This window comes from Prochlorococcus sp. G4PB17 (assembly GCF_059772445.1).
Genome location: NZ_CM186288.1, coordinates 947,060 through 967,120, shown reverse-complemented (window position 1 = coordinate 967,120; position 20,061 = coordinate 947,060). Strand labels below are relative to the sequence as shown.

Genomic DNA, 20,061 nt, shown 5'->3' with positions numbered 1-20,061 from the left:
TAGAAGTAAATTAAAAGATTTATTTTGAGGCTATTGGCTTTTTCCACCCACTTCCAAAAGCTTGATTACTTATTTTCAATAAAGGAGGTGCTTGATAACGTTTGAATTCGGCGTTCTTTAATAAGTTGGCTACTTTATCTACAATTTTTTTGTCAAATCCTTTCTCTATTAAAACTTCAGTTGGTAAATGTTGTTCAATTAACCCTTTTAGTATTGGATCAAGAATGAAATAATCAGGCAAAGAGTCGCTGTCTAATTGTTCTGGTCGTAATTCAGCGCTGGGAGGCTTGTTTCTTATTTCAGAGCTTATAATTTCTCCTTTTTCAGGGAGAAAGAAATCATTCCTACAATTGGATGAAGACTCACTATCTATCCAATTACATAGATCAAATACACTTGTCTTATAAAGATCTCCAATTACAGATAAGCCACCGTTCATGTCTCCGTAAAGAGTGCAATATCCTACGGCCAATTCTGATTTGTTTCCTGTAGATAGAAGCAAATGTTTTTTTTGATTTGCTATAGCCATCAATATTGTACCTCTAATACGAGATTGTAGATTTTCAGCTGTGATACCGGTTGGGATTCCCCATGTTGAATCGGATAAAACATCGTTAAAACTATTCATTACATCTGCGATCGGAATCTTTTGATGATTTATTCCAAGACGATTAGCTAATGCCGTTGCATCTTTTATAGAACCTACCGAACTCCATGGAGAAGGCATTAAAATCGCATGAACTTTAGAGATTCCTAAAGCTGCTACTGCAATAGTTGCTACTAGAGCTGAGTCGATACCCCCACTTAATCCAATAATGGCACTATTGAAATTACATTTTTTTGCATAATCTTTAACTCCAAGAACTAAAGCTCTAAAAAGGACTTCTTGTGATGTTGGATCTGTTCTTAAAATGGAAGATTGTCGTTTTAGCGAAGTAATATCACAAAGAGAGACTGACTCTTTAAAGGCAGGAAGTTCTAGTTGTAACTTGCCTTTTTTATTAAGAGCAAAACTAGAACCGTCAAAGATTAATTCATCATTCCCTCCTACTTGATTGACATACATCACTGGGCATGAAAGACGAATAGCTGCTTTAGCTGCAATTTGTTGGCGTAATAAACTTTTTGATTGAATAAATGGAGAAGCTGAAAGATTGATAAGTAAATCCAACTTTTCTTTTTCTAGAGATTTTATAGGATCTTTCCCTAATATCTTTTCGTTTTGTAGGTTTTCCTCTACCCAAATATCTTCACAAATAGTTATTCCAATCTTCCAAAGTTGTTCTTGGTAAGTAAAATTTAAAACACTACTATTGTCTGCAGAACGAAAATAACGTTTCTCATCAAATACATCATAAGTGGGTAGAAGTTGCTTTCTTGCTATGATTTTCCAATTACCCTTTTCTAAAATAGCTACTGAATTGTAGAGTTTGGGAATTTCTAAATCTGGAGTTGGTTCTGCTATCCCAATTAATACAGATAGGTTTTGGCTAAGATTACTTATTCTTTTGCTTAAGTTATTTAAAATATCTTTTTCCTCTTTAAAAAGTCGTGGATTAAATAATAAGTCTTTTGGAGGGTAGCCGATCAAAGAGAGCTCTGGTGTTATTACTAGATTCACTTCTTTACTTTTGATCTTTTTGCATGCTTCAAAAATTTTCTCTGCATTACCATCGAGGTCTCCAATGACTGGATTGAGTTGGGCCAATGCGAATTTCATTATCTGTTATCTGCTAGACCATATAGATTTTCTTCAAGTAGTAATGGAACAAGCCCTTGAGGAACAAGTATTTCTTGCGGTCTCTCTCTAAATTTTGAACTTGATGATTCAGGTATATTAAAAGGTAATAGATCAATTTTACCTCCAAGTTTTTTAATCTCTTCTAATTGTTTCTCTCTAATTGGCCATCCATCCCTCATTGCGATCGCTATTGTTGCTTTGTTGAGAATTGATGTAGCATTAAGCCATTTTGGAACTTGAATAGCTAAATCACTACCAATTACAAAACTAAAACTTGCTTTGGGCCATAGTCGTAAAGCTTTTTTTAAAGTATAAATAGCTCTAGGGCTACTCAGTTCTTGAACGAGCTCTAACTTTGGATCTGATATCTCTTTTACCAAAATTTTTAAAAGCTCAGTTCTTTTAAGAAGTGGAATTTTATGATTCTTATCAGGGTTATCACTAGCCCATGTGATAACTTTTGGGAAGATTTTTGTTAATTCACACAATAAAGCTTGATGACCCAAAGTTGGTGGATCAGCGCTCGTGCCAAATAAGGCTATTGAATTGATTTTGGCTATCATGGCAATAAAAGATTTTTATTTTTGTCTAGACTTGATGTGGAAAATCTAAAATCACAAAGCATTATTCTTAAGTCTGTATTTTTTTTAAGAAGATATTTCAACATTGATTGAGGCCTTCCATCATACCTATTTGTACCCATTAGAAATTTATAAGCAGCGAGACGCCCTATTACTTTTGTTGCATGGATAGCAATAGCTGCTTGTACAATTGCTATCGGAGCGGTAGGCGCAAGGGTGACTCCTCCAGTAAGCGGTGCAGCAAGGATAAGTATTTTCTTGAAAAGATTTAAAGTAATTTGGATGCCGATTTGAGCACCCCCAAGTAATGAATTTTGTAAACTAAGATTTTTTACTAATTGTCTAGCGGAAGGACCACTTACTTCTAACCCATATAATTTACTTAATTGGATAACAAGGGCACTATCAAAAGCAAGACCAGTAATAAGATCAATCATTAGAAAGGGATTAATTGCTACTCCAGAGGCTTTTAAAGTTGCATATTTACCAATTAAAGTTTGCGCAGCTTCTTTCTTTTTCAGCAGTCGATTCTCTTTAAGTAATTTGTAAAATTGGTCTGCAATCCTTAAGCTATTTATACAAATAAGTAATTCACCACTTTGATCAATTATATCTTTAAGCTCCCTTTTAAGGATATCTACTTTAGGAGATTTTTGCTCACTTCTAATAGTACCGTCTGTTTTTATTTTGGCTTCCCTTGGACATGATGCAACAAGAGCAATTTTCAGTTTATGTTGATAAAATGATAATTTTTTATGGATACTTGAAAGAATTAATTTTGCCTCTCTTGTAGTCCATTGGTCACAACGATTTAATACTATTAGTATCGGTTTATTATGCCTTAAAAGCTCTTCTATTGAATTTAAATCGATTCGTGTTATATCACTATCAATTACAAAAAGAATTAAATCTGTATTTAATACATAATTAAAATTTATTTCTTCTTTATTAGGATTATTTATTTCATCTATACCTGGTGAGTCTATTAGTTCAACACTGTTTAGGCTTTTAAATGATTTGTGCCATTTATGAGATTGAAGTGTCTTGGTATTCCCGTTAATTATATCTGTTTCAAATACTTGCTTTTCAATTAATGCATTTAATAAACTTGATTTCCCAACTCCCACTCTTCCATATACTGATACCTGAAGTTCTTTTTGATCTAATTTTTTTATTTGAAAGTCAATTTGCTTTAATAGATCACTGTATTTTGTTTTCTCATAATTAGTAAGGTTTAAATTTTTTTTCCATTGTTTAATTAAAAACTTACATCTTAAAGACATATTTTTTTTGTAAATCATTTATTAGATTTCCTCCACCAACCAGCTAAAACTGCCAAGACAGCTTCTGCACCAATTAATCCAACAAATCCTCCAAATTCATCTACCACGACTCTAACTCCCTTTTTGTCGTCATTAAAGCCAAGAAGAAGTCTATCTACTCTAATCATTTCTGGTACAAACTCTACATTCTCACTTAGATCGTATGGGGTCAGATGAGAGTCGCCTTGAAGTAAAGAGGTTAAAAGTTTTTCGCGATTAGCGACGCCAACGATCTTATCTACTTCCTCCCCTAAAACTACCCACCATGTTGAATTATTCTCTAATAAGTTTGACTTAACAGATTTCAGTGAAACTCCTCCTGGAAGTGTTGGAGCCGCAACCCGTGGAGTCATTAAATCCTTAGCAGTAAGATCATTTAACTGGAAAACTTTGGATATCATTGCTGCTTCGTCTGCTTCTATTTGACCTATTTGAGAACCAAGTTTAGCCATTTGCCTGATTTCTTCTTCATCAGTTGTTAGTTCGCTTTTGGCCGTAATAATTGGTAGTAGACGTTCAAGAAAAATTAGCAATGGTCGCATTATGATGCTTAATAAATCAAGTATAGGAGCGCTAGTTAAACTTATTTGCAACGCAAGCCTTGTGCCAAGAGCTTTAGGTACAATTTCTCCAAGAAGTAAAACAAGTACAGTTAGGCTAATTGAAAAAATGGGCATCAGATATCCAATTTTATTTTGAAAGATGAAACTTGCATAGCTACCAACCATCAAACTTCCAAAAATATTAAAACTGTTATTAGCAATTGTTACTACAGTTAAAGTACGCCCAAGTCTGTGACGTAATTTTTCTAGTCTTCTAGCTCCTAGGACTTTTGGAGTTCTTCTAGCAAGTTCATGAACGCGTAATGGGTTTACTGCTAACAATGCTGCTTCTATTCCTGAGCACATTGCAGAACCTATTAAAACAACTACAACAAGAGCAGTTAAGAGCAGAATGTCTTGGCTCATCCCCTAGTGATTTTTAAAGAATAAGGATCTTTTGCTTTTATTTTTCCACTAAGTTAGTTCTCTTGCCATCCTAAATAGTAAATAGGAGTATTTTTGTGGCTGATTCAAACATTTTTCGTGGGCGTAGAAACATATTTTTGTCACATTTAGGTTCTTATGCGGCCATTATTCCTGCTGCAGAATTAGTCACTCATCATGCAGATTGTGAGTATCCATTCAGGCAGAATAGCGACTTTTGGTACTTAACTGGGTTTGACGAGCCAAACGCAGTGGCTTTGTTTTTACCCCATAAACCAAAGGGAGAACAATATGTATTATTTGTCTTACCCAAAGAATCCTCGGCAGAGATCTGGACAGGTTTTAGATGGGGAACAAAAGGTGTCTTAGACAATTTTGATGTTGATATATCTCATCCTTTGACTGAGCTGCCAAGTCTTTTGCCTCATTATCTAGAGGGGGCTGATGGGATTGCCTTTCGAGTTGGGAAACATTCACATTTGGAACCTTTGGTTTTGAAAATTTGGTCAGAACATTTACAAAAACTTCCTAGAAGTGGCTTCTCTCCATTTTCTATGATTGCACCTTGCCCAATACTTCATGATATGAGACTTCGAAAGGATAATTTTGAAATAGAAAGGATGCGTATTGCCTCACAAATTTCCGCAGAGGCACATGAATTTGTTAGAGAATTTGCTCGACCAGGAATGAATGAAAGAGATTTACAAGCTCAAATAGAAAAAATTTTTCTTGAGAAAGGGACTCGAGGTCCTGCTTATGGCTCAATAGTTGCTTCAGGTGATAATGCATGTGTTCTTCATTACACAGCAAATAATTCACAAATAAAAAATGGAGACCTTGTTTTGATAGATGCAGGTTGCTCTTTGGATGATTATTACAATGGTGACATAACAAGAACCTTTCCAGTCAATGGAAAGTTTTCTGGAGAACAAAGAGCTTTATATGAAATTGTTCTTCAAGCTCAAACATCCGCAATTGAATGTGTTCGACCAGGTAATAATGCAGACAATGTTCATTTGACTGCTTTAAAACACCTTGTTGAGGGATTGGTTGATATTGGTTTGCTTGTTGGCGATGTTGATTCGATTATTGAACAAGAAGCCTATTCTCACTTGTATATGCATCGAACAGGTCATTGGTTAGGCCTTGATGTGCATGATGTAGGAGCATATAGGCTAGGTGATTATCATTTAAATCTTGAACCTGGCATTGTTTTAACCGTTGAGCCTGGTATTTATATCAGTGATCGGTTAGCAGTTCCGAAGGGTCAGCCTGAGATAGACGAAAGATGGAAGGGTATTGGAATACGTATCGAGGATGATGTATTGGTATCAAAAGATTCTGTCGAGGTGCTGAGCAGTAGTGCCGTTAAAAACTTGATTGATTTAGAAAATTGATTTAAGTGAGTTTTAAGTGAAGCTAATCAGTTTGAACTCTCAAAACTTAATGAATATATTCCAATATTGTTCTCCTTGAATAATCTCTTCATTATCAAATAGTAGAAAACCTTCTGAATTCTCCCTTTAGTAATTCAAATGGGTCCTGATTCCTGTTAAGTTAGGTATTTGTTAGATAGTTGAAAACTTAGCAATGATGGTTTCTGAAGAGGCTGGTACTGTTCAAGAAGATGTAACAAGTACTGAGGAAGGCACACTGTCTGAAAATCAAGGAAAAGTAGATGCCGATGAAACGAAGTCAGGACGACCAAGTGCTTTAGGCGGGGCTGCAGCATTGGCAACAGCAACCATTGACGCAGATGGAGTCCCTTCTGGACATACACCTAAGGCCGACGAAGGAAGATTTTTGCTGAAGATTCTTTGGTTGCCAGATAATGTTGCGTTGGCAGTAGATCAAATTGTTGGAGGCGGGCCTAGTCCACTTACCGCTTATTTCTTTTGGCCAAGGGAAGATGCATGGGAAACATTAAAAACTCAATTAGAAGAAAAAAGTTGGATTACAGACAATGAAAGAGTTGAAGTTCTAAATAAAGCGACTGAGGTTATTAATTACTGGCAGGAAGAAGGGAAAGGAAAAACTTTAGAACAAGCTAAAGTTAAATTCCCAGATGTAACCTTTTGCGGCACAGCATAAAAATCCTTGGGCGAATTTATCGCTCAAAGTTTTTTCATATTGGTCTAATATTTAATTTGATTTTGATGCTTGAAACCAAGCTTTTGCTTTATTCAAATTTTCTTGTGCTTTTATTTTCTCAGTAGTATTTTTTTGATCATCAGCACGGCCCAGTAAATTTTTTGCTTGTTCTAATTCAGCTTCAGCTTTGACAGAATCAATATTTTTACCCATTTCAGCTTTGTTTACTAAAACTGTAACTTCATTAGATTCAACTTCTGCAAAACCTCCAGTTAAGGCAATTGAGTCCCAATTGCCGTTTTTAAAAATCCTTAAAACACCAAAATCAATAGCAGTAACCATTGAAATGTGACCCGGTAAAACTCCCAATAGCCCTGTGGTGCTTGGAAGTATTATTTCATCAGCTGTATCATCAAATACGCTTTGATCAGGAGCAAGCACTCGGAGAGTTAAAGGCATTTTTAAGGATTTAGAAAACGTTTAGAGAAGGTAATTTATTAGAAACAAAACATTTAAGATTTTGCTTCAGCTTCTATCTTTTCTGCTTTAGCTTTAACTTCATCAATGCTTCCAACAAGATAGAAAGCTTGCTCAGGTAAGTGGTCAAGTTCACCAGCAAGAATCATATTGAAGCCTTTGATTGTATCTTCTAATTTTACATATTTGCCTGACATCCCTGTGAAAATTTCAGCTACAAAGAAAGGCTGAGATAAGAACTTCTCTATTTTACGTGCACGATCAACTGTCTTTCTATCTTCTTCTGATAATTCGTCTAATCCCAAAATTGCAATTATATCTTGCAATTCTTTATATCTTTGAAGTGTTGATTGAACTGATCTGGCTGTGCGGTAATGCTCATCACCTACAACAGAAGGCTGAAGCATTGTACTAGTTGAATCAAGTGGATCAACAGCAGGATAAATCCCTTTAGCTGCGAGAGCCCTTGCTAGAACTGTAGTAGCATCTAAATGAGCAAAAGTCGTAGCAGGTGCAGGGTCAGTTAGGTCGTCAGCAGGTACATAAACAGCCTGAATTGAGGTTATTGATCCTTCGAGCGTTGAAGTGATTCTTTCTTGAAGTTCTCCTACATCTGTTCCTAATGTTGGTTGATACCCAACAGCTGATGGCATTCTGCCTAATAATGCAGATACTTCTGAACCAGCCTGAACAAATCTGAAAATATTATCAATGAATAAAAGAACATCTTGTTTATTTACATCACGAAAATGCTCAGCCATTGTTAGAGCTGATAGGCCAACTCTCATTCTTGCTCCTGGAGGCTCATTCATTTGACCAAAGCACAAAGCAACTTTTGACTTTGTTAGATCTTCTGAGTTGATAACACCAGACTCTTTGAATTCTTCATATAAGTCATTACCTTCTCTGGTCCTTTCTCCAACACCACCAAATACTGATACTCCTCCATGTTCTTTTGCAATATTATTAATAAGCTCTTGAATTAGGACTGTTTTTCCTACTCCTGCTCCTCCAAATAACCCGACTTTTCCACCTTGACGGTATGGAGCAAGTAAATCAATAACTTTTATACCGGTCTCAAATACTTTTGGTTTTGTTTCCAAGTCTGTAAGGCTTGGTGCGGAGCGATGAATTGGTGAAGTGGTTACGTTTTTAAGATCGCCTTGCTCATCTACAGGCTCTCCAAGAACATTAAATATTCTTCCAAGTGTTGCTTCTCCAACAGGTACTGAAATTGGGGCCCCTGTATCTAAAGCGTCCATCCCTCTAACTAATCCATCGGTTCCGCTCATTGCAACGGCTCTAACCCGATGATCACCAAGCAATTGTTGAACTTCAGCTGTAAGTGCGACATCTTGCCCTGCAGGATTCTTTCCTTCAATTCTTAATGCATTAAGAATTGAGGGAAGTTTGCCAGCAGGAAATTCAACATCTAATACTGGACCAATTACTTGTCGGACAATACCTTTGGTTCCAACAGTAGCGGTAGCAGAAGCGGCCATAAGATAACTAGAAACTTTGTGAGCATGCTCTGATGCGCATACTCTTATCAGCGGCTAAGACTACCACTCCACAGGCATTTTTTTTCAGTGTTCGGTCAACCGCACAGAATAAATGTGGTCTTCAGCGTACTTAGACGCATAAATTAATATCGTTGGTATTGAGTAATACTCTTTATCGAGTGGCGCTAAGCGCTTTTGTTTTTTTTCTCCTGCATTAATTTATGGCAGCTGTATCACTCAGCGTCTCCACTGTTAAGCCACTTGGAGATCGTGTATTTGTAAAAGTTTCTGAATCAGAAGAGAAGACTGCAGGAGGCATATTGCTTCCCGACACAGCCAAAGAAAAACCTCAAGTAGGTGAAGTTGCACAGGTTGGCCCTGGCAAAAGGAATGAGGATGGTTCCCGTCAATCTCCTGAGGTAAGTGTCGGAGACAAAGTTCTCTACAGTAAGTACGCAGGTACTGATATCAAACTTGGCAGTGATGAATATGTTCTTTTATCCGAGAAAGACATTCTTGCTGTCGTTAACTAAAACTCAGCTTTTTTAGCTGCAGTCCAAACCAAAAAAAACTTTTAGAATTTAAGGAATTCGCCTCTTATGGCCAAGCGCATCATTTACAACGAGCAAGCCCGCCGTGCACTCGAGCGTGGTATTGACATTTTGGCTGAATCAGTCGCAGTAACTCTAGGACCTAAAGGTCGAAATGTTGTTCTAGAGAAAAAGTTCGGTGCACCTCAAATAATTAATGATGGTGTAACTATTGCTAAGGAAATAGAACTTGAAGATCACATTGAGAACACTGGCGTTGCATTGATTCGTCAAGCGGCCTCAAAAACAAACGATGCGGCAGGGGATGGAACAACCACTGCGACTGTTCTAGCTCATGCAATGGTTAAAGCTGGTTTGAAAAACGTAGCTGCAGGTGCGAATGCAATCACTTTGAAAAAAGGAATTGATAAAGCAACTGAATTTTTAGTTGAAAAAATTAAAGATCATTCCAAGCCTATAAGCGACAGTAATGCAATAGCCCAGTGCGGAACCATTGCTGCTGGTAATGATGATGAAGTTGGCAAAATGATTGCAGATGCCATGGATAAAGTTGGGAAAGAGGGCGTAATCTCTTTAGAAGAAGGCAAGTCAATGACCACCGAACTAGAGGTCACTGAAGGAATGCGTTTTGACAAGGGATATATTTCTCCTTACTTTGCTACTGATACCGAAAGAATGGAAGCAGTATTGGATGAGCCTTACATCTTATTGACTGATAAAAAAATTGGGCTAGTTCAAGACCTTGTTCCTGTTTTAGAGCAAGTTGCTAAAACCGGTAAACCTCTTCTAATAATTGCTGAAGATATAGAAAAAGAAGCTTTAGCAACTTTGGTCGTTAATAGGCTTAGGGGTGTTTTAAACGTTGCAGCGGTTAAAGCTCCTGGTTTTGGAGATCGCAGAAAAGCGATGCTTGAAGATATGGCTGTTTTGACAAATGGTCAACTCATTACTGAAGACGCAGGTTTGAAGCTGGAAAATGCCACGCTTGACATGCTTGGAACTTCAAGAAGAGTAACCATCAATAAAGACACTTCGACAATAGTTGCTGAAGGCAATGAGGTAGCAGTAAATGCCAGATGTGAACAGATTAAGAAGCAGATGGATGAGACTGACTCAACTTACGACAAAGAAAAGCTTCAAGAAAGATTGGCAAAGTTATCCGGTGGTGTGGCAGTTGTAAAGGTGGGAGCAGCCACTGAGACAGAGATGAAGGATAAGAAACTTCGTCTGGAAGATGCAATCAATGCCACCAAAGCTGCTGTTGAAGAGGGGATTGTACCTGGAGGCGGCACTACACTTGCCCATTTAGCTCCAGCATTGGGTGATTGGTCTTCCGCTAATCTCTCAGGTGAAGAGCTGATTGGAGCAAATATTGTAGAAGCTGCTCTAACTTCCCCTCTAATGAGAATAGCCGAGAATGCTGGAGCCAATGGAGCAGTGGTTGCTGAGAATGTTAAATCTAAGCCGGTCAATGATGGTTACAATGCTGCAACTGGAGAATACGTAGATATGCTTTCCGCTGGAATTGTAGATCCTGCAAAGGTAACTCGCTCAGGTCTTCAAAATGCTGCTTCAATTGCAGGAATGGTACTGACAACCGAATGCATAGTGGCAGATTTACCTGAGAAGAAAGACTCTTCTCCTGCTGGTGGGTCTGGCGGAATGGGTGGTGATTTTGATTATTGATTAGTTGGATCTTTATCTCTACTCGTCAATATTGGAGAGATTGCTTTTATGCTTTCTCTCCTTTTTTTGTAATTAATAAAAATTTTCTTACTTTTACTAGATATAAAATTTATATTTTTTGGACTTAGAAAAAAATTGAAAATAGAATAAAATTTTTTATTTTAACCACTCTGCACTAAGAATAATTGCCAAAGATAAAAATAAGATTAGACATAACCAAGTTGCTCTATTTAAAGTTGATTCAGCACTACTAGCACTTGTGAACATAGAACTTCCACTTGAAGCTAATCCACCCATTCCATCTCCTTTTGGGCTATGAAGAAGTACTAAAAGAATTAGAAAAACTCCTGAAATTGCCCATGCCCAAGATAAAAGTGGAATGATCATTTTTCTTTATTATGCGGGTTGAGGAATGAGATTAGGTTTTTTAGGCAAGTTAATGGGTTCAATAAGAGTTGATCCTGTCATCGCCTTTGGTTTTGGTAAATTTAGCAGTTGTAAAAGAGTAGGAGCTAAATCAGATAATCCACCTCCGCTTTCTCTTAGTTTAATATCATTGCCATATCCTCTTAACTTACGCTTTTCTCCTTCTACAAGAATAACTGGAACAGGATTTGTTGTGTGAGCAGTCCATGGTTGGCCATCTGGGCCAATCATCATCTCAGAATTGCCATGATCAGCTGTTATTAGCAGAGATCCCCCAAGTTTCCCAATTGAATTTAATAATTTTCCAACGCAACTATCAACTTTTTCATTAGCTTTAATAGCTGCTTCCATTATTCCAGAATGTCCGACCATATCTGGATTAGCAAAATTAATTACAACCAAAGAGTAAATTCCACTATCAATTGCATTGATACAACTTCTGGTTAGCTCGTCTGCTGACATCTCAGGTTGTAGATCATATGTTGCTACTCTTGGTGAAGGAACAAGATGTCTTACCTCTCCTTTTAAAGGTTTTTCAATACCACCATTTAAAAAATAAGTGACATGTGGATATTTTTCAGTTTCAGCTGTTCGATATTGATTTAATCCATGATTAGAAACTACTTCACCCAATAAATCATTAAGAGGTTCAGGAGGGAAAGCGACTGATACTGGAAGACCTGATTCATATTGTGTAAAAGTTAGCACCTCAATATCTAATTTGTTTTTTCTTTCAAAGCAATCAAAATCTTTTAGTTTAATTGCCTTTACTAGTTGTCTAGCTCTATCAGGTCGGAAATTAAAAAAAACAACACCATCTCCATCTTTTAAAAAAGAAGAGGAGAGCCTCACGGGTTCAATAAATTCATCTGTAATGCCTTTTTCATAGCTTTTGTTTAAACTTTCCTCTGCTGATAAATTGCTAACTACAAAGTTTGGGTTTGTAAGTAATTCATAAGCTTTTGCCGTCCTCTCCCACCGATTATCTCGATCCATAGCCCAGTACCTTCCGCAAATTGAAGCAATCTCTCCAATTCCAGTTGATTTGATTGTGGTTTTTATTTTCTGAATATATTTTGAGGCACTTTTCGCGGAGGTATCTCTTCCATCAGTGAATAGGTGTAATGAAACTTTTGATAGGTTTTTTTCAGAAGCCCATTCCAGCAGTCCGCACAAATGATTTATGTGGCTATGAACTCCTCCATCAGAACAAAGCCCCATGAGGTGAAGAGTACCTCCGTTGTTTTTTAAGGTTTTTGAAAATTCATTCAGAGGCGTATTCTTAATTAATTTGTTTTCTTTAACAGTATTAGATATGCGAACCAATTCTTGTTGAATTATCCTTCCTGCTCCGATAGTTAGATGTCCAACTTCAGAGTTACCCATTTGATTGTCTGGCAGTCCAACATCTGCACCGCTTGCTTCAATGAGAGTATGGGGATATGCATGCCATAAGGCATCTATTACAGGGGTAGAAGCTTGTTTAACAGCATTGTTTTTACTTTCTTCTGTATGACCCCAGCCATCAAGTATCGCCAGTACAACTGGTGCTACTTTCCCTTTGGTCGTTGAAACAGCGGTGTTACTGCTTGACATTCAAAGAAATTGAATCCTGTTAATGGTTTTCTTTCGTATTAAATTACTTCCTAATAGGTAAAGAGGCTAATTCTTTGATGTTTGGTTAGCTTTTCCCTATTAGATTAAAAAAGTATTTCAGTTATTCCTAAGAAAAAATTAAATTTTTAGGATTTTAAAATATGTCAGATGAAACCATAAAAAAAGAGATTGAAATTCTCTCAGAAAAAGAACTTGATAGAACCATAAAAAGATTGGCTTCTCAAATTTTGGAAAAGGTTCCAAATACAAGTTCGCTATTGCTTATTGGGATACCAACCAGAGGTGTTTATCTTTCTAAATTATTAGCAGTTTACTTAGAAGAATTGTCAGGACAACCAGTGGAAAATGGTTGCTTAGATCCTACTTTTTATAGAGATGATCTATCAAGAGTTGGTACTCGAATAGGACAAGTAACTGATTTACCTTCTACTGTTGATAATAGGGAAGTTGTTTTAATTGATGATGTTATCTATACAGGAAGGACTGTTAAAGCAGCTTTAGAAGCCCTTCATTCTTGGGGTAGAGCAAAAAGAGTCATGCTGGTTGCGATGGTAGATAGAGGCCATAGGGAGGTTCCGATTCAGCCAGATTTCTGTGGTCGTGTTGTCCCAACGAGTAAAGATGAAATTATTGATCTTAGATTGAGGGAAGTGGATGATGAGGAAGGTATATTTTTATGCAAGAAATTGAAAGATTGATTTAAAATTATTTAGATAATTATCTAATTGGACCAAGATTTTTAAGAGTTATTATCTTATTATTTCTTAAATCAATTCCTTCTACTTCTATTTCACATAGATTATTAATTTTAAATCTCAATTTAATACAATCTTCTCCAATCTCTCCTGGGGGGCTTAATGAAATTGAAATTATTTTATTGTCTAATTTAGTAATTCTTTCATTAAATTCAATTTCTTTTATTGTAGGTAAACCATTAATATAAATAATTTCATTAGAACCCTTTTCTTCAGGTTCACCTATGATTAAATCTATAGATAATTGATTATTTACACTAGCAGATAAGATTATTTCTAAAGGTTTACTTGTTGGCCATGTTTGTCCTGGGAAAAATAGAGGGTGCCATATATGTTTTTCATTTTTTTTATTCCAACATTTTAGACTGATACCTTTATTTAATACATCTTTTACCTCTACACCCGGAGTAAGCTTTAAAGCCCCTATTGCAATAGCTTCAACTGGGGGAGGAGTGATGAAAGGGACAGAATTACAAAGACTAGTGATAAATTTTTTAATCAATGGTATTTGTGATCCTCCACCAACTAAAACAACACTATCGAGATCCTCCAATTTAAAAGAATTTCGCTTTGCATTATTTATTGTGGTGTTGAAAAGAATTTCAATACTTTTTAAAAGTCCTTTTTCTATAAGTAATTCTTCAAGTCCTTTTTTAGATAACTTTAAAAACTTTTCTTTATTCTGATTATTTTTTATTTGTTTAGTGATAACAACTGTCTCCTTTATATTTATATTACTTAATTCACATTTGAGCTCTTCTGCCTTACTTAAGATTAGATTTGTTGGGTTTTCTTCTGGTAATAAATGATGAGATATCCACCTGTCAATATCTTTACCCCCTAATCGTAGTCCAGATTTTCCTAGAACCTTCGCTGTGCGAAGAACTTGCGAACTTTTCCCTTCTAAATTAGTTCCATTAAACCTGACAAGTTGAGCAATTGGCGATGCTTGTCCTTCTCCTCCCTCTAACGCAACAATTGACATATCAATAGTGCTTCCTCCAAAATCCATAACAAGCAATGTTGATCCAGGCTCTATTCCTGCTCCCATAGCAGCTGCAGTAGGTTCATCAACTAGTGCAATTTCTTTAACTTTCAGTGATTCGCAAATTTTAACTAACCATTTTCTATATTCTCTGTAAGTATCTACAGGCGCAGTTAGAACTAGTCTTTTTATATTGACTTTTAATGAGACTTTTTCCCAAATGTTCTGAATTAATATTTCACCTGCTTTTTCTGGACTAATTCTTGAAGTATATATTGGGTCAATAATTGGAGACCCGATCCATCTTTTGAAATCTTGGCTTAGTTTATTCTCTTCGTTGTCACTTATAACGTTTGATTCTACGATTTCTTGTCCTATTAAAAATTCTTCTTTATTTTCTGACGGCTGCCAAATTAAGCTTGGGATCTCTCCTGGAGAACGACTAATGGGTGGCAAATCAAGAAGTTCAGGCGATTGCCTATTCTCTTTTTGAAAAACTACAACAGTTGTTGAACTTCCTAAATCAATAGCTAATGTTCCAAAATCTTTGATATCGACTTGAGTCCGCTCGATATTTTCTAATTGTTCAGTTTTATTATCCATATATCCAAAGAATTGATTGGCTTGTGCCGCAAGATTTTTTAGTAGGAGATGATTCTTAAAAAAACTTACATCACTGTTTTTGTTTGCCTAAAAATGTGGAATTGAACGATTCTCTTCTAGAATAAATTAACAAGAAGGTATTTAGTGTGATTAAATCAGGTTCAGGGATTAATTCCAAGGATTTAGCAAAAAGAGGTGAGAGTCTTGTAAGACACTCCACTAATCGTTACCTGACTACGGTGCGCATTGCTTTTAGAGCAAAGCAAAGAAGATTTGATGACTTTGATGGACTTTTAGAAGAATCAACAGTAAAGCCAGTACAAAGAGCCATAATTGAACTTAGCGATGAACAAGATCAGCCTGATCTTTTGCCTGGTTAGGTGTTAAAAAAAGAAGGTAATGGTTGGAGAATAATTAGAGATTCAACAAGAGAAAACTTTTCTACACTTATTGGGGGTGATTCTTGGGCTATTGAGTTGAACCAATTAGAATGGCAAATTTTAGTTAATTTAGTTATTGATTTATCTGATCAATACCAAGATGTTAAAGAACAATTAATGGGCGATGAGGATATAACCTTGGAATTAGGACGTAGCCCTTGGTTGGCAATTTTGAAAGGTGATAAATATGGATGGAACCTTAAATTGATCCTAAATACTAGTGACTCCATAACTAGAGGAGCCGAGGTGTTTTGGCCTAGAAATGTGACAGCTGACGTTACTAAAGCCATGAGAACAATGTGGGATTGCGGCTATTTGTGAGAGAACTTAATTAAAAGGTTTTCAATTTTTTCCCCAATATCAGCTTGATTTAACTAACAACTTTTCCACAGGGTTGATTAGATCGATGAAGCGCTTATTGATAATTGTGGAAAAGACTCATTTAAAATATGATTGATTTCTAAAATAAATAATTTTGAATACATTTGATAAGTAATACTTATGCTGTCTAGAAAAATGCTGTTCAGTGCTTGATCTGACAATGAGACGGCTCGAGAAAGGGTTTATGATTTTTTGATTTTGAGAGTATTTTGCTTACAGATTTAATTTTTTTGAAAGCATTAAAATGAAAAGCATTAATTTGACTGAAGAAAGATTTTCGTGCAAAAGAGAAGGGGCTTTGGATTCCGAGGATGTAATCAGTTTTCAAACTAAAATACCTAAGGCTATTCAACAAGCCATGAATCTTTATATTGAGAAGCATCCTAATTGGGACCAATATAGACTTTTGCAAGCTGCACTTGCAGGATTCTTAATTCAAAATGGTGTAAGTTCTAGATTGATTACGCGTCTTTATATTGGAAATATGTTTGAATCTCATTCTTTTTAATTTAATTTTTATTGAGCTTTTTAAGGAGATCCATGGCGATATTTTTTTTGATTGGCATTATTGATAATCTATTTCCTTTGCGAACTACAGTTAACTCTTCTGAGCTATAAAGATCTGATAACTCTTTTAATGTAATCATATTTTTAAATTCACAGATAAATTTAGTTTTTACACAATCCCACCGAGGATTTTCTTTGTTTGATTTTTTATCAAAGTACTTTGAACTTTTATCGAACTGATATGGGTCAATTAAATTTGTTTCAATAATTTCCATTAGACCAACTATTCCAGGTGGTTTAGTATTTGAATGATAAAAGAAGGCTTGGTCACCTTTTTTCATTGATCTCATAAAGTTTCTAGCTTGATAATTTCGAATCCCATCCCAGAGAGTTTCTTCTTCACGTTTTAAATCTTTAATACTGTAAGCATCTGGCTCACTTTTCATTAGCCAGTAGTTGATTTCCTTTTGTGCCATTGGATCTCCGCGATATTGCAATGTGTGGATGGTGTGTGGATGGCTTAACATTTTCACCCCTATCTCTTTATTCTATTTAAAAAAGGTTTTTACTAGTATTTACCAATAGATTAGATACGACTATTCAAGTAATTTATTTTTGAGATTAATGACTTTGCTTGTTTGGTCAATAATATTTTGAAGATCCTTTCTTAATGGAGAAATATGTCGTTGTGAAATTTCTAAATCAAAAGTCTGCTTGTTCAACTTGACGTGATAATTGCATTTATTATCAGTATTTAATTCCTTATAGTCACTCCTTTGATGCGAACCTCTACTTTCTTGTCTAGTTAAAGAAGATAGAATTGTGGCTTCAGCAGAAATTACAGATGCTTCTAAATCAAAGACTTGAACAAGATCATCACAACTTTGATAGTCAATTCTCACATCAACGTCTTCAATAATATTTTTGATGTCTATAATTTTTTTAAGGCCTGACTCTAATAAGTTTTGATCTTTAATCACACCACAATGCTTCCACATAACATTACTTAATTCATACTGTAATGGCTTTGCTAATTCTGTCCCTTTATTTATGAATTTATTTATATGATCATGGGCATTTTTTATGGAAATCTCAGATCTTACTTGTGACTTTAATTGTTTTGAATAATTAATACTAGCTATTCCAGCCCTCTTCCCGAAAATTAAAATTTCTGCAAGAGAATTACCTCCTAGACGATTTGCACCATGTAATCCACCGGCTACTTCTCCTGCGGCATATAAACCTCTGACTGATGTGCAATGCTCTTCAGGACTTATTACAATTCCTCCCATCGAATAGTGTGCTGTTGGAGCTACTTCCATTGGCTCTTTTGAGATGTCTAGCATTTGTGCATCTAAAAACTGCCTGTATATGCTTGGTATTTTTTGCATTATGAAATCTTTACTCATATGACTTATATCTAGATATACCCCTCCGTTAGGAGTACCTCTCCCTTCGGCAATTTCTGTGTAATTCGCTATCGCAACTCTATCTCTAGTTGAAAGTTCCATTCTCTCTTTATCGTAATTAACCATGAATCGTTCTCCTTTGTTATTTTTAAGTTTTCCTCCTTCCCCTCGAACTGCTTCTGTGACCAATGTTCCTGCAATCTCTTCTGGGAAAAGCATGCCTGAGGGGTGGAATTGAACCATTTCCATATCTCTTAATTCGCAACCTGCTTTGAGACTTAAGTACAAGCCGTCTCCTGTATTCTCTTTTTTTCTAGAAGAACTTCGTTTCCATATTTTTGTATGACCTCCGGTGCAAAGAATAACAGCATCAGCTAGATGTACTGTCCTTTCAGCTGTGCTTGTATCGAATGACATGGCTCCAAAGCAAATCTCATCTCTTATAAGAATCTCAGTAACGTATTGGTTGTCATGAATTGGAATATTTAAAGACTCTGCTTTTTTCAGAAGTGTTTTTAAGATTGATAAACCTGTAAAATCTCCTGAGTAACAAGTCCTCCTATACGAATGTGCTCCAAAAAATCTTTGATCAAGAAGACCATTTTTTAATTTTGCAAAATTTGCTCCCCATTGATCTATTTCTTCAACAAGTGATGGAGACTCTTTAGCCATGATCTCAATTTGGGATGCATCCCCAAGTCCATACCCCTCGATATAAGTATCTGCAAAATGTCGTTCCCAAGAATCTTCTTTATCGACATTCCCAAATGCGGCATTAATTCCTCCTGCAGCCAAAACAGTATGTGAATCTGTCTTTGCTCGCTTTCCAAGTACTGATACTTGGAGTCCAGCGAGCTTGACTTCAATAGCAGCTCGTAACCCTGCACCTCCACAGCCAATTACCAAAACATTTGAAATTTGAGTTGTATGGTTAAGATTTGTCATTGAATTGTTTGAAAATTATTCAAAGTTTTTTTTGAGTTGGGATAGAAGCCATTGGTTGTTTTTAACCTTATCTCTTCACTTGGGCTCATTTTTCATTAGCCAATACGAGGTATCTTTGTAAGACATAGATTATGGAGGAAATGCAGAGTTACAGTAAAGTTAGAGTAACTTTGAATCTAGTGACTCACTGACTTTCTTTATTTAGTGAAGTCTAACGTAGATCAAGCAGTCAAAACAGATGGCACAATACGCACGAAATAAATCCGTTTTCAGCTATCCGTACATCATCTTTAGCAAGCTTGCTTCTCTGCCTGGCGAGAATTGTTAATAGTTGGCTCAAGCACCAACAAGAGTCGAGGGGATCGTCTCTAAGCAGCCTCCTCTTCTCGCAAAAACGGTCTTTTGAGTTTGCATAACTGCTGCATAGTAATTCGACTGCAAATATTTTTGTCAAGAATTTTAGCAGTAAATATAACCGTTTCATTATTGGCTATATATAAGACTATACATCTACTTTTTCGTGTCGATTTGAGTTCCTTTCCTTTAAGTTGAAAAAATCTTTTTCGGATAAAGTAGATTATTTTTTGTTATTAATAATCTATTTTTGATTGTCTATTTCTCTTTAGTTCACCTCGTCTCTTCTTTGACTCCACCCTTTTTCTTTGAGATGAGCGCGTTGGGATCGTCTCCCTTCTTTTCTTTGGAGGTGGCTTTAAAAGTTCTCGTAAAGTTTTAGCAAGTCTAGTTAAAGCTAATTGTTTATTTTGATATTGGGTTCTCTTGTCTTGAACAGCTATGCAAATACAACCTTTGATGAGTTTGATTTCATCCTGAATTGAGATTCTATGCTTCTGGTATGGAGTTAATGTGTTTGATTTAGATACATTAAATACAATTTCAACTCGACTGTCAGTCTTGTTTACGTTTTGTCCACCTGCTCCTGATGATCTGGAGAATCTCCATTGTATTTCATTAGTTGGTATTTTAAGTTTAGAATTAATCGTTAGATTCATTTTCCTACTTTATCTTTTTCATTTTTGTAGGCTGGGATTTTCC

Annotated in this window: 20 protein-coding genes; 8 read left to right on the top strand and 12 right to left on the bottom strand. The window is 36.0% G+C overall.

All coding sequences use genetic code 11. The features are described from left to right. Positions 1-19: 19 nt before the first annotated feature. Genes AC6EJB_RS05910 through AC6EJB_RS05895 form a run of 4 tightly spaced genes read right to left on the bottom strand, consistent with a single transcriptional unit; the run spans position 20 to position 4,612 of the window. Positions 20-1,720, bottom strand: a complete 1,701-nt coding sequence (locus tag AC6EJB_RS05910) for an NAD+ synthase (RefSeq protein WP_498492923.1) — start codon at positions 1,718-1,720, stop codon at positions 20-22. Next, on the bottom strand, positions 1,720-2,304 hold the full coding sequence (locus AC6EJB_RS05905) for a nicotinate-nucleotide adenylyltransferase (protein WP_498492921.1): 585 nt from the start codon (positions 2,302-2,304) through the stop codon (positions 1,720-1,722). The genes AC6EJB_RS05910 and AC6EJB_RS05905 overlap by 1 nt, the downstream gene beginning before the upstream one ends. Beyond that, the gene (locus AC6EJB_RS05900) at positions 2,301-3,623 is read right to left on the bottom strand and encodes a GTP-binding protein (protein WP_498492919.1); all 1,323 of its coding nucleotides are present in this window, start codon (positions 3,621-3,623) and stop codon (positions 2,301-2,303) included. The genes AC6EJB_RS05905 and AC6EJB_RS05900 overlap by 4 nt, the downstream gene beginning before the upstream one ends. Next, on the bottom strand, positions 3,620-4,612 hold the full coding sequence (locus tag AC6EJB_RS05895; RefSeq protein ID WP_498492917.1) for a CNNM domain-containing protein: 993 nt from the start codon (positions 4,610-4,612) through the stop codon (positions 3,620-3,622). Before AC6EJB_RS05895 ends, AC6EJB_RS05900 begins: the two co-directional genes overlap by 4 nt. Before the next feature lie 95 nt (positions 4,613-4,707). Between AC6EJB_RS05895 and AC6EJB_RS05890 the strand changes: the two genes are divergently transcribed. After that, positions 4,708-6,027, top strand: coding sequence for an aminopeptidase P N-terminal domain-containing protein (locus tag AC6EJB_RS05890; RefSeq protein ID WP_498492915.1), 1,320 nt, complete (start codon positions 4,708-4,710; stop codon positions 6,025-6,027). Positions 6,028-6,220: 193 nt separating this feature from the next. After that, the gene (locus tag AC6EJB_RS05885) at positions 6,221-6,721 is read left to right on the top strand and encodes a 30S ribosomal protein PSRP-3 (protein ID WP_498492914.1); all 501 of its coding nucleotides are present in this window, start codon (positions 6,221-6,223) and stop codon (positions 6,719-6,721) included. Between the two features lie 51 nt (positions 6,722-6,772). Here the strand turns inward: AC6EJB_RS05885 and atpC are convergent, their stop codons facing one another. Both atpC and atpD read right to left on the bottom strand, forming a co-directional pair. Then, positions 6,773-7,180, bottom strand: a complete 408-nt coding sequence (gene atpC / locus AC6EJB_RS05880; RefSeq protein WP_498492913.1) for an ATP synthase F1 subunit epsilon — start codon at positions 7,178-7,180, stop codon at positions 6,773-6,775. A 53-nt stretch (positions 7,181-7,233) separates the two neighbouring features. Further along, positions 7,234-8,700 carry a F0F1 ATP synthase subunit beta gene (gene atpD / locus AC6EJB_RS05875; RefSeq protein WP_498492912.1) on the bottom strand — a complete coding sequence of 489 codons (1,467 nt, stop codon included), beginning with the start codon at positions 8,698-8,700 and terminating at the stop codon, positions 7,234-7,236. 221 nt (positions 8,701-8,921) lie between these two features. Between atpD and groES the strand changes: the two genes are divergently transcribed. Then, the gene (gene groES, locus AC6EJB_RS05870; RefSeq protein ID WP_011295315.1) at positions 8,922-9,233 is read left to right on the top strand and encodes a co-chaperone GroES; all 312 of its coding nucleotides are present in this window, start codon (positions 8,922-8,924) and stop codon (positions 9,231-9,233) included. Between the two features lie 66 nt (positions 9,234-9,299). Continuing rightward, a complete protein-coding gene (gene groL / locus AC6EJB_RS05865) occupies positions 9,300-10,937 on the top strand; it encodes a chaperonin GroEL (RefSeq protein WP_498492910.1) in 1,638 nt (545 codons plus the stop codon). A gap of 156 nt (positions 10,938-11,093) precedes the next feature. Here the strand turns inward: groL and secG are convergent, their stop codons facing one another. Then, the gene (secG, locus tag AC6EJB_RS05860) at positions 11,094-11,324 is read right to left on the bottom strand and encodes a preprotein translocase subunit SecG (RefSeq protein ID WP_498492908.1); all 231 of its coding nucleotides are present in this window, start codon (positions 11,322-11,324) and stop codon (positions 11,094-11,096) included. Positions 11,325-11,333: 9 nt separating this feature from the next. Next, complete coding sequence (gene gpmI / locus AC6EJB_RS05855) at positions 11,334-12,959, bottom strand: 2,3-bisphosphoglycerate-independent phosphoglycerate mutase (RefSeq protein ID WP_498492906.1); 1,626 nt, start codon at positions 12,957-12,959, stop codon at positions 11,334-11,336. Between the two features lie 161 nt (positions 12,960-13,120). On the opposite strand from gpmI, the gene pyrR reads away from it, so the two are divergent. Beyond that, positions 13,121-13,678 carry a bifunctional pyr operon transcriptional regulator/uracil phosphoribosyltransferase PyrR gene (gene pyrR, locus AC6EJB_RS05850; protein WP_498492904.1) on the top strand — a complete coding sequence of 186 codons (558 nt, stop codon included), beginning with the start codon at positions 13,121-13,123 and terminating at the stop codon, positions 13,676-13,678. A 19-nt stretch (positions 13,679-13,697) separates the two neighbouring features. Here pyrR and AC6EJB_RS05845 read toward each other — a convergent pair whose 3' ends face one another. Beyond that, entirely contained in the window at positions 13,698-15,323 is a 1,626-nt protein-coding gene (locus AC6EJB_RS05845; RefSeq protein WP_498492903.1) for an Hsp70 family protein, read from the bottom strand. Between the two features lie 167 nt (positions 15,324-15,490). On the opposite strand from AC6EJB_RS05845, the gene AC6EJB_RS05840 reads away from it, so the two are divergent. The 3 genes from AC6EJB_RS05840 (at position 15,491) to AC6EJB_RS05830 (ending at position 16,652) form a co-directional block, all read left to right on the top strand. After that, positions 15,491-15,703, top strand: coding sequence for a DNA-directed RNA polymerase subunit omega (locus tag AC6EJB_RS05840; protein WP_498492976.1), 213 nt, complete (start codon positions 15,491-15,493; stop codon positions 15,701-15,703). Next, positions 15,704-16,084 (top strand): DUF1818 family protein, encoded by a 381-nt coding sequence (locus tag AC6EJB_RS05835; RefSeq protein WP_498492902.1) that lies wholly within the window; start codon positions 15,704-15,706, stop codon positions 16,082-16,084. It abuts the gene before it with no gap. Positions 16,085-16,388: 304 nt separating this feature from the next. Next, entirely contained in the window at positions 16,389-16,652 is a 264-nt protein-coding gene (locus AC6EJB_RS05830; protein ID WP_498492900.1) for a DUF2811 domain-containing protein, read from the top strand. Position 16,653: 1 nt separating this feature from the next. Here the strand turns inward: AC6EJB_RS05830 and AC6EJB_RS05825 are convergent, their stop codons facing one another. The 3 genes from AC6EJB_RS05825 to arfB form a co-directional block, all read right to left on the bottom strand. Continuing rightward, positions 16,654-17,127: an EVE domain-containing protein gene (locus AC6EJB_RS05825; RefSeq protein ID WP_498492975.1), complete on the bottom strand. Its 474-nt coding sequence runs from the start codon at positions 17,125-17,127 to the stop codon at positions 16,654-16,656. Between the two features lie 120 nt (positions 17,128-17,247). Next, positions 17,248-19,005 (bottom strand): FAD-dependent oxidoreductase, encoded by a 1,758-nt coding sequence (locus AC6EJB_RS05820; RefSeq protein WP_498492898.1) that lies wholly within the window; start codon positions 19,003-19,005, stop codon positions 17,248-17,250. Between the two features lie 590 nt (positions 19,006-19,595). Then, complete coding sequence (gene arfB / locus AC6EJB_RS05815) at positions 19,596-20,018, bottom strand: alternative ribosome rescue aminoacyl-tRNA hydrolase ArfB (protein ID WP_498492897.1); 423 nt, start codon at positions 20,016-20,018, stop codon at positions 19,596-19,598. Positions 20,019-20,061: the final 43 nt, after the last annotated feature.

Coding starts and splice junctions, on each gene's coding strand:
- AC6EJB_RS05910 (WP_498492923.1), bottom strand. CDS start 1,720: ATGAAATTCGCATTGGCCCAACTCAATCCAGTCATTGGAGACCTCGAT.
- AC6EJB_RS05905 (WP_498492921.1), bottom strand. CDS start 2,304: ATGATAGCCAAAATCAATTCAATAGCCTTATTTGGCACGAGCGCTGAT.
- AC6EJB_RS05900 (WP_498492919.1), bottom strand. CDS start 3,623: ATGATTTACAAAAAAAATATGTCTTTAAGATGTAAGTTTTTAATTAAA.
- AC6EJB_RS05895 (WP_498492917.1), bottom strand. CDS start 4,612: ATGAGCCAAGACATTCTGCTCTTAACTGCTCTTGTTGTAGTTGTTTTA.
- AC6EJB_RS05885 (WP_498492914.1), top strand. CDS start 6,221: ATGATGGTTTCTGAAGAGGCTGGTACTGTTCAAGAAGATGTAACAAGT.
- atpC (WP_498492913.1), bottom strand. CDS start 7,180: ATGCCTTTAACTCTCCGAGTGCTTGCTCCTGATCAAAGCGTATTTGAT.
- atpD (WP_498492912.1), bottom strand. CDS start 8,700: ATGGCCGCTTCTGCTACCGCTACTGTTGGAACCAAAGGTATTGTCCGA.
- groES (WP_011295315.1), top strand. CDS start 8,922: ATGGCAGCTGTATCACTCAGCGTCTCCACTGTTAAGCCACTTGGAGAT.
- groL (WP_498492910.1), top strand. CDS start 9,300: ATGGCCAAGCGCATCATTTACAACGAGCAAGCCCGCCGTGCACTCGAG.
- secG (WP_498492908.1), bottom strand. CDS start 11,324: ATGATCATTCCACTTTTATCTTGGGCATGGGCAATTTCAGGAGTTTTT.
- gpmI (WP_498492906.1), bottom strand. CDS start 12,959: ATGTCAAGCAGTAACACCGCTGTTTCAACGACCAAAGGGAAAGTAGCA.
- pyrR (WP_498492904.1), top strand. CDS start 13,121: ATGTCAGATGAAACCATAAAAAAAGAGATTGAAATTCTCTCAGAAAAA.
- AC6EJB_RS05845 (WP_498492903.1), bottom strand. CDS start 15,323: ATGGATAATAAAACTGAACAATTAGAAAATATCGAGCGGACTCAAGTC.
- AC6EJB_RS05830 (WP_498492900.1), top strand. CDS start 16,389: ATGAAAAGCATTAATTTGACTGAAGAAAGATTTTCGTGCAAAAGAGAA.
- AC6EJB_RS05825 (WP_498492975.1), bottom strand. CDS start 17,127: ATGGCACAAAAGGAAATCAACTACTGGCTAATGAAAAGTGAGCCAGAT.
- AC6EJB_RS05820 (WP_498492898.1), bottom strand. CDS start 19,005: ATGACAAATCTTAACCATACAACTCAAATTTCAAATGTTTTGGTAATT.
- arfB (WP_498492897.1), bottom strand. CDS start 20,018: ATGAATCTAACGATTAATTCTAAACTTAAAATACCAACTAATGAAATA.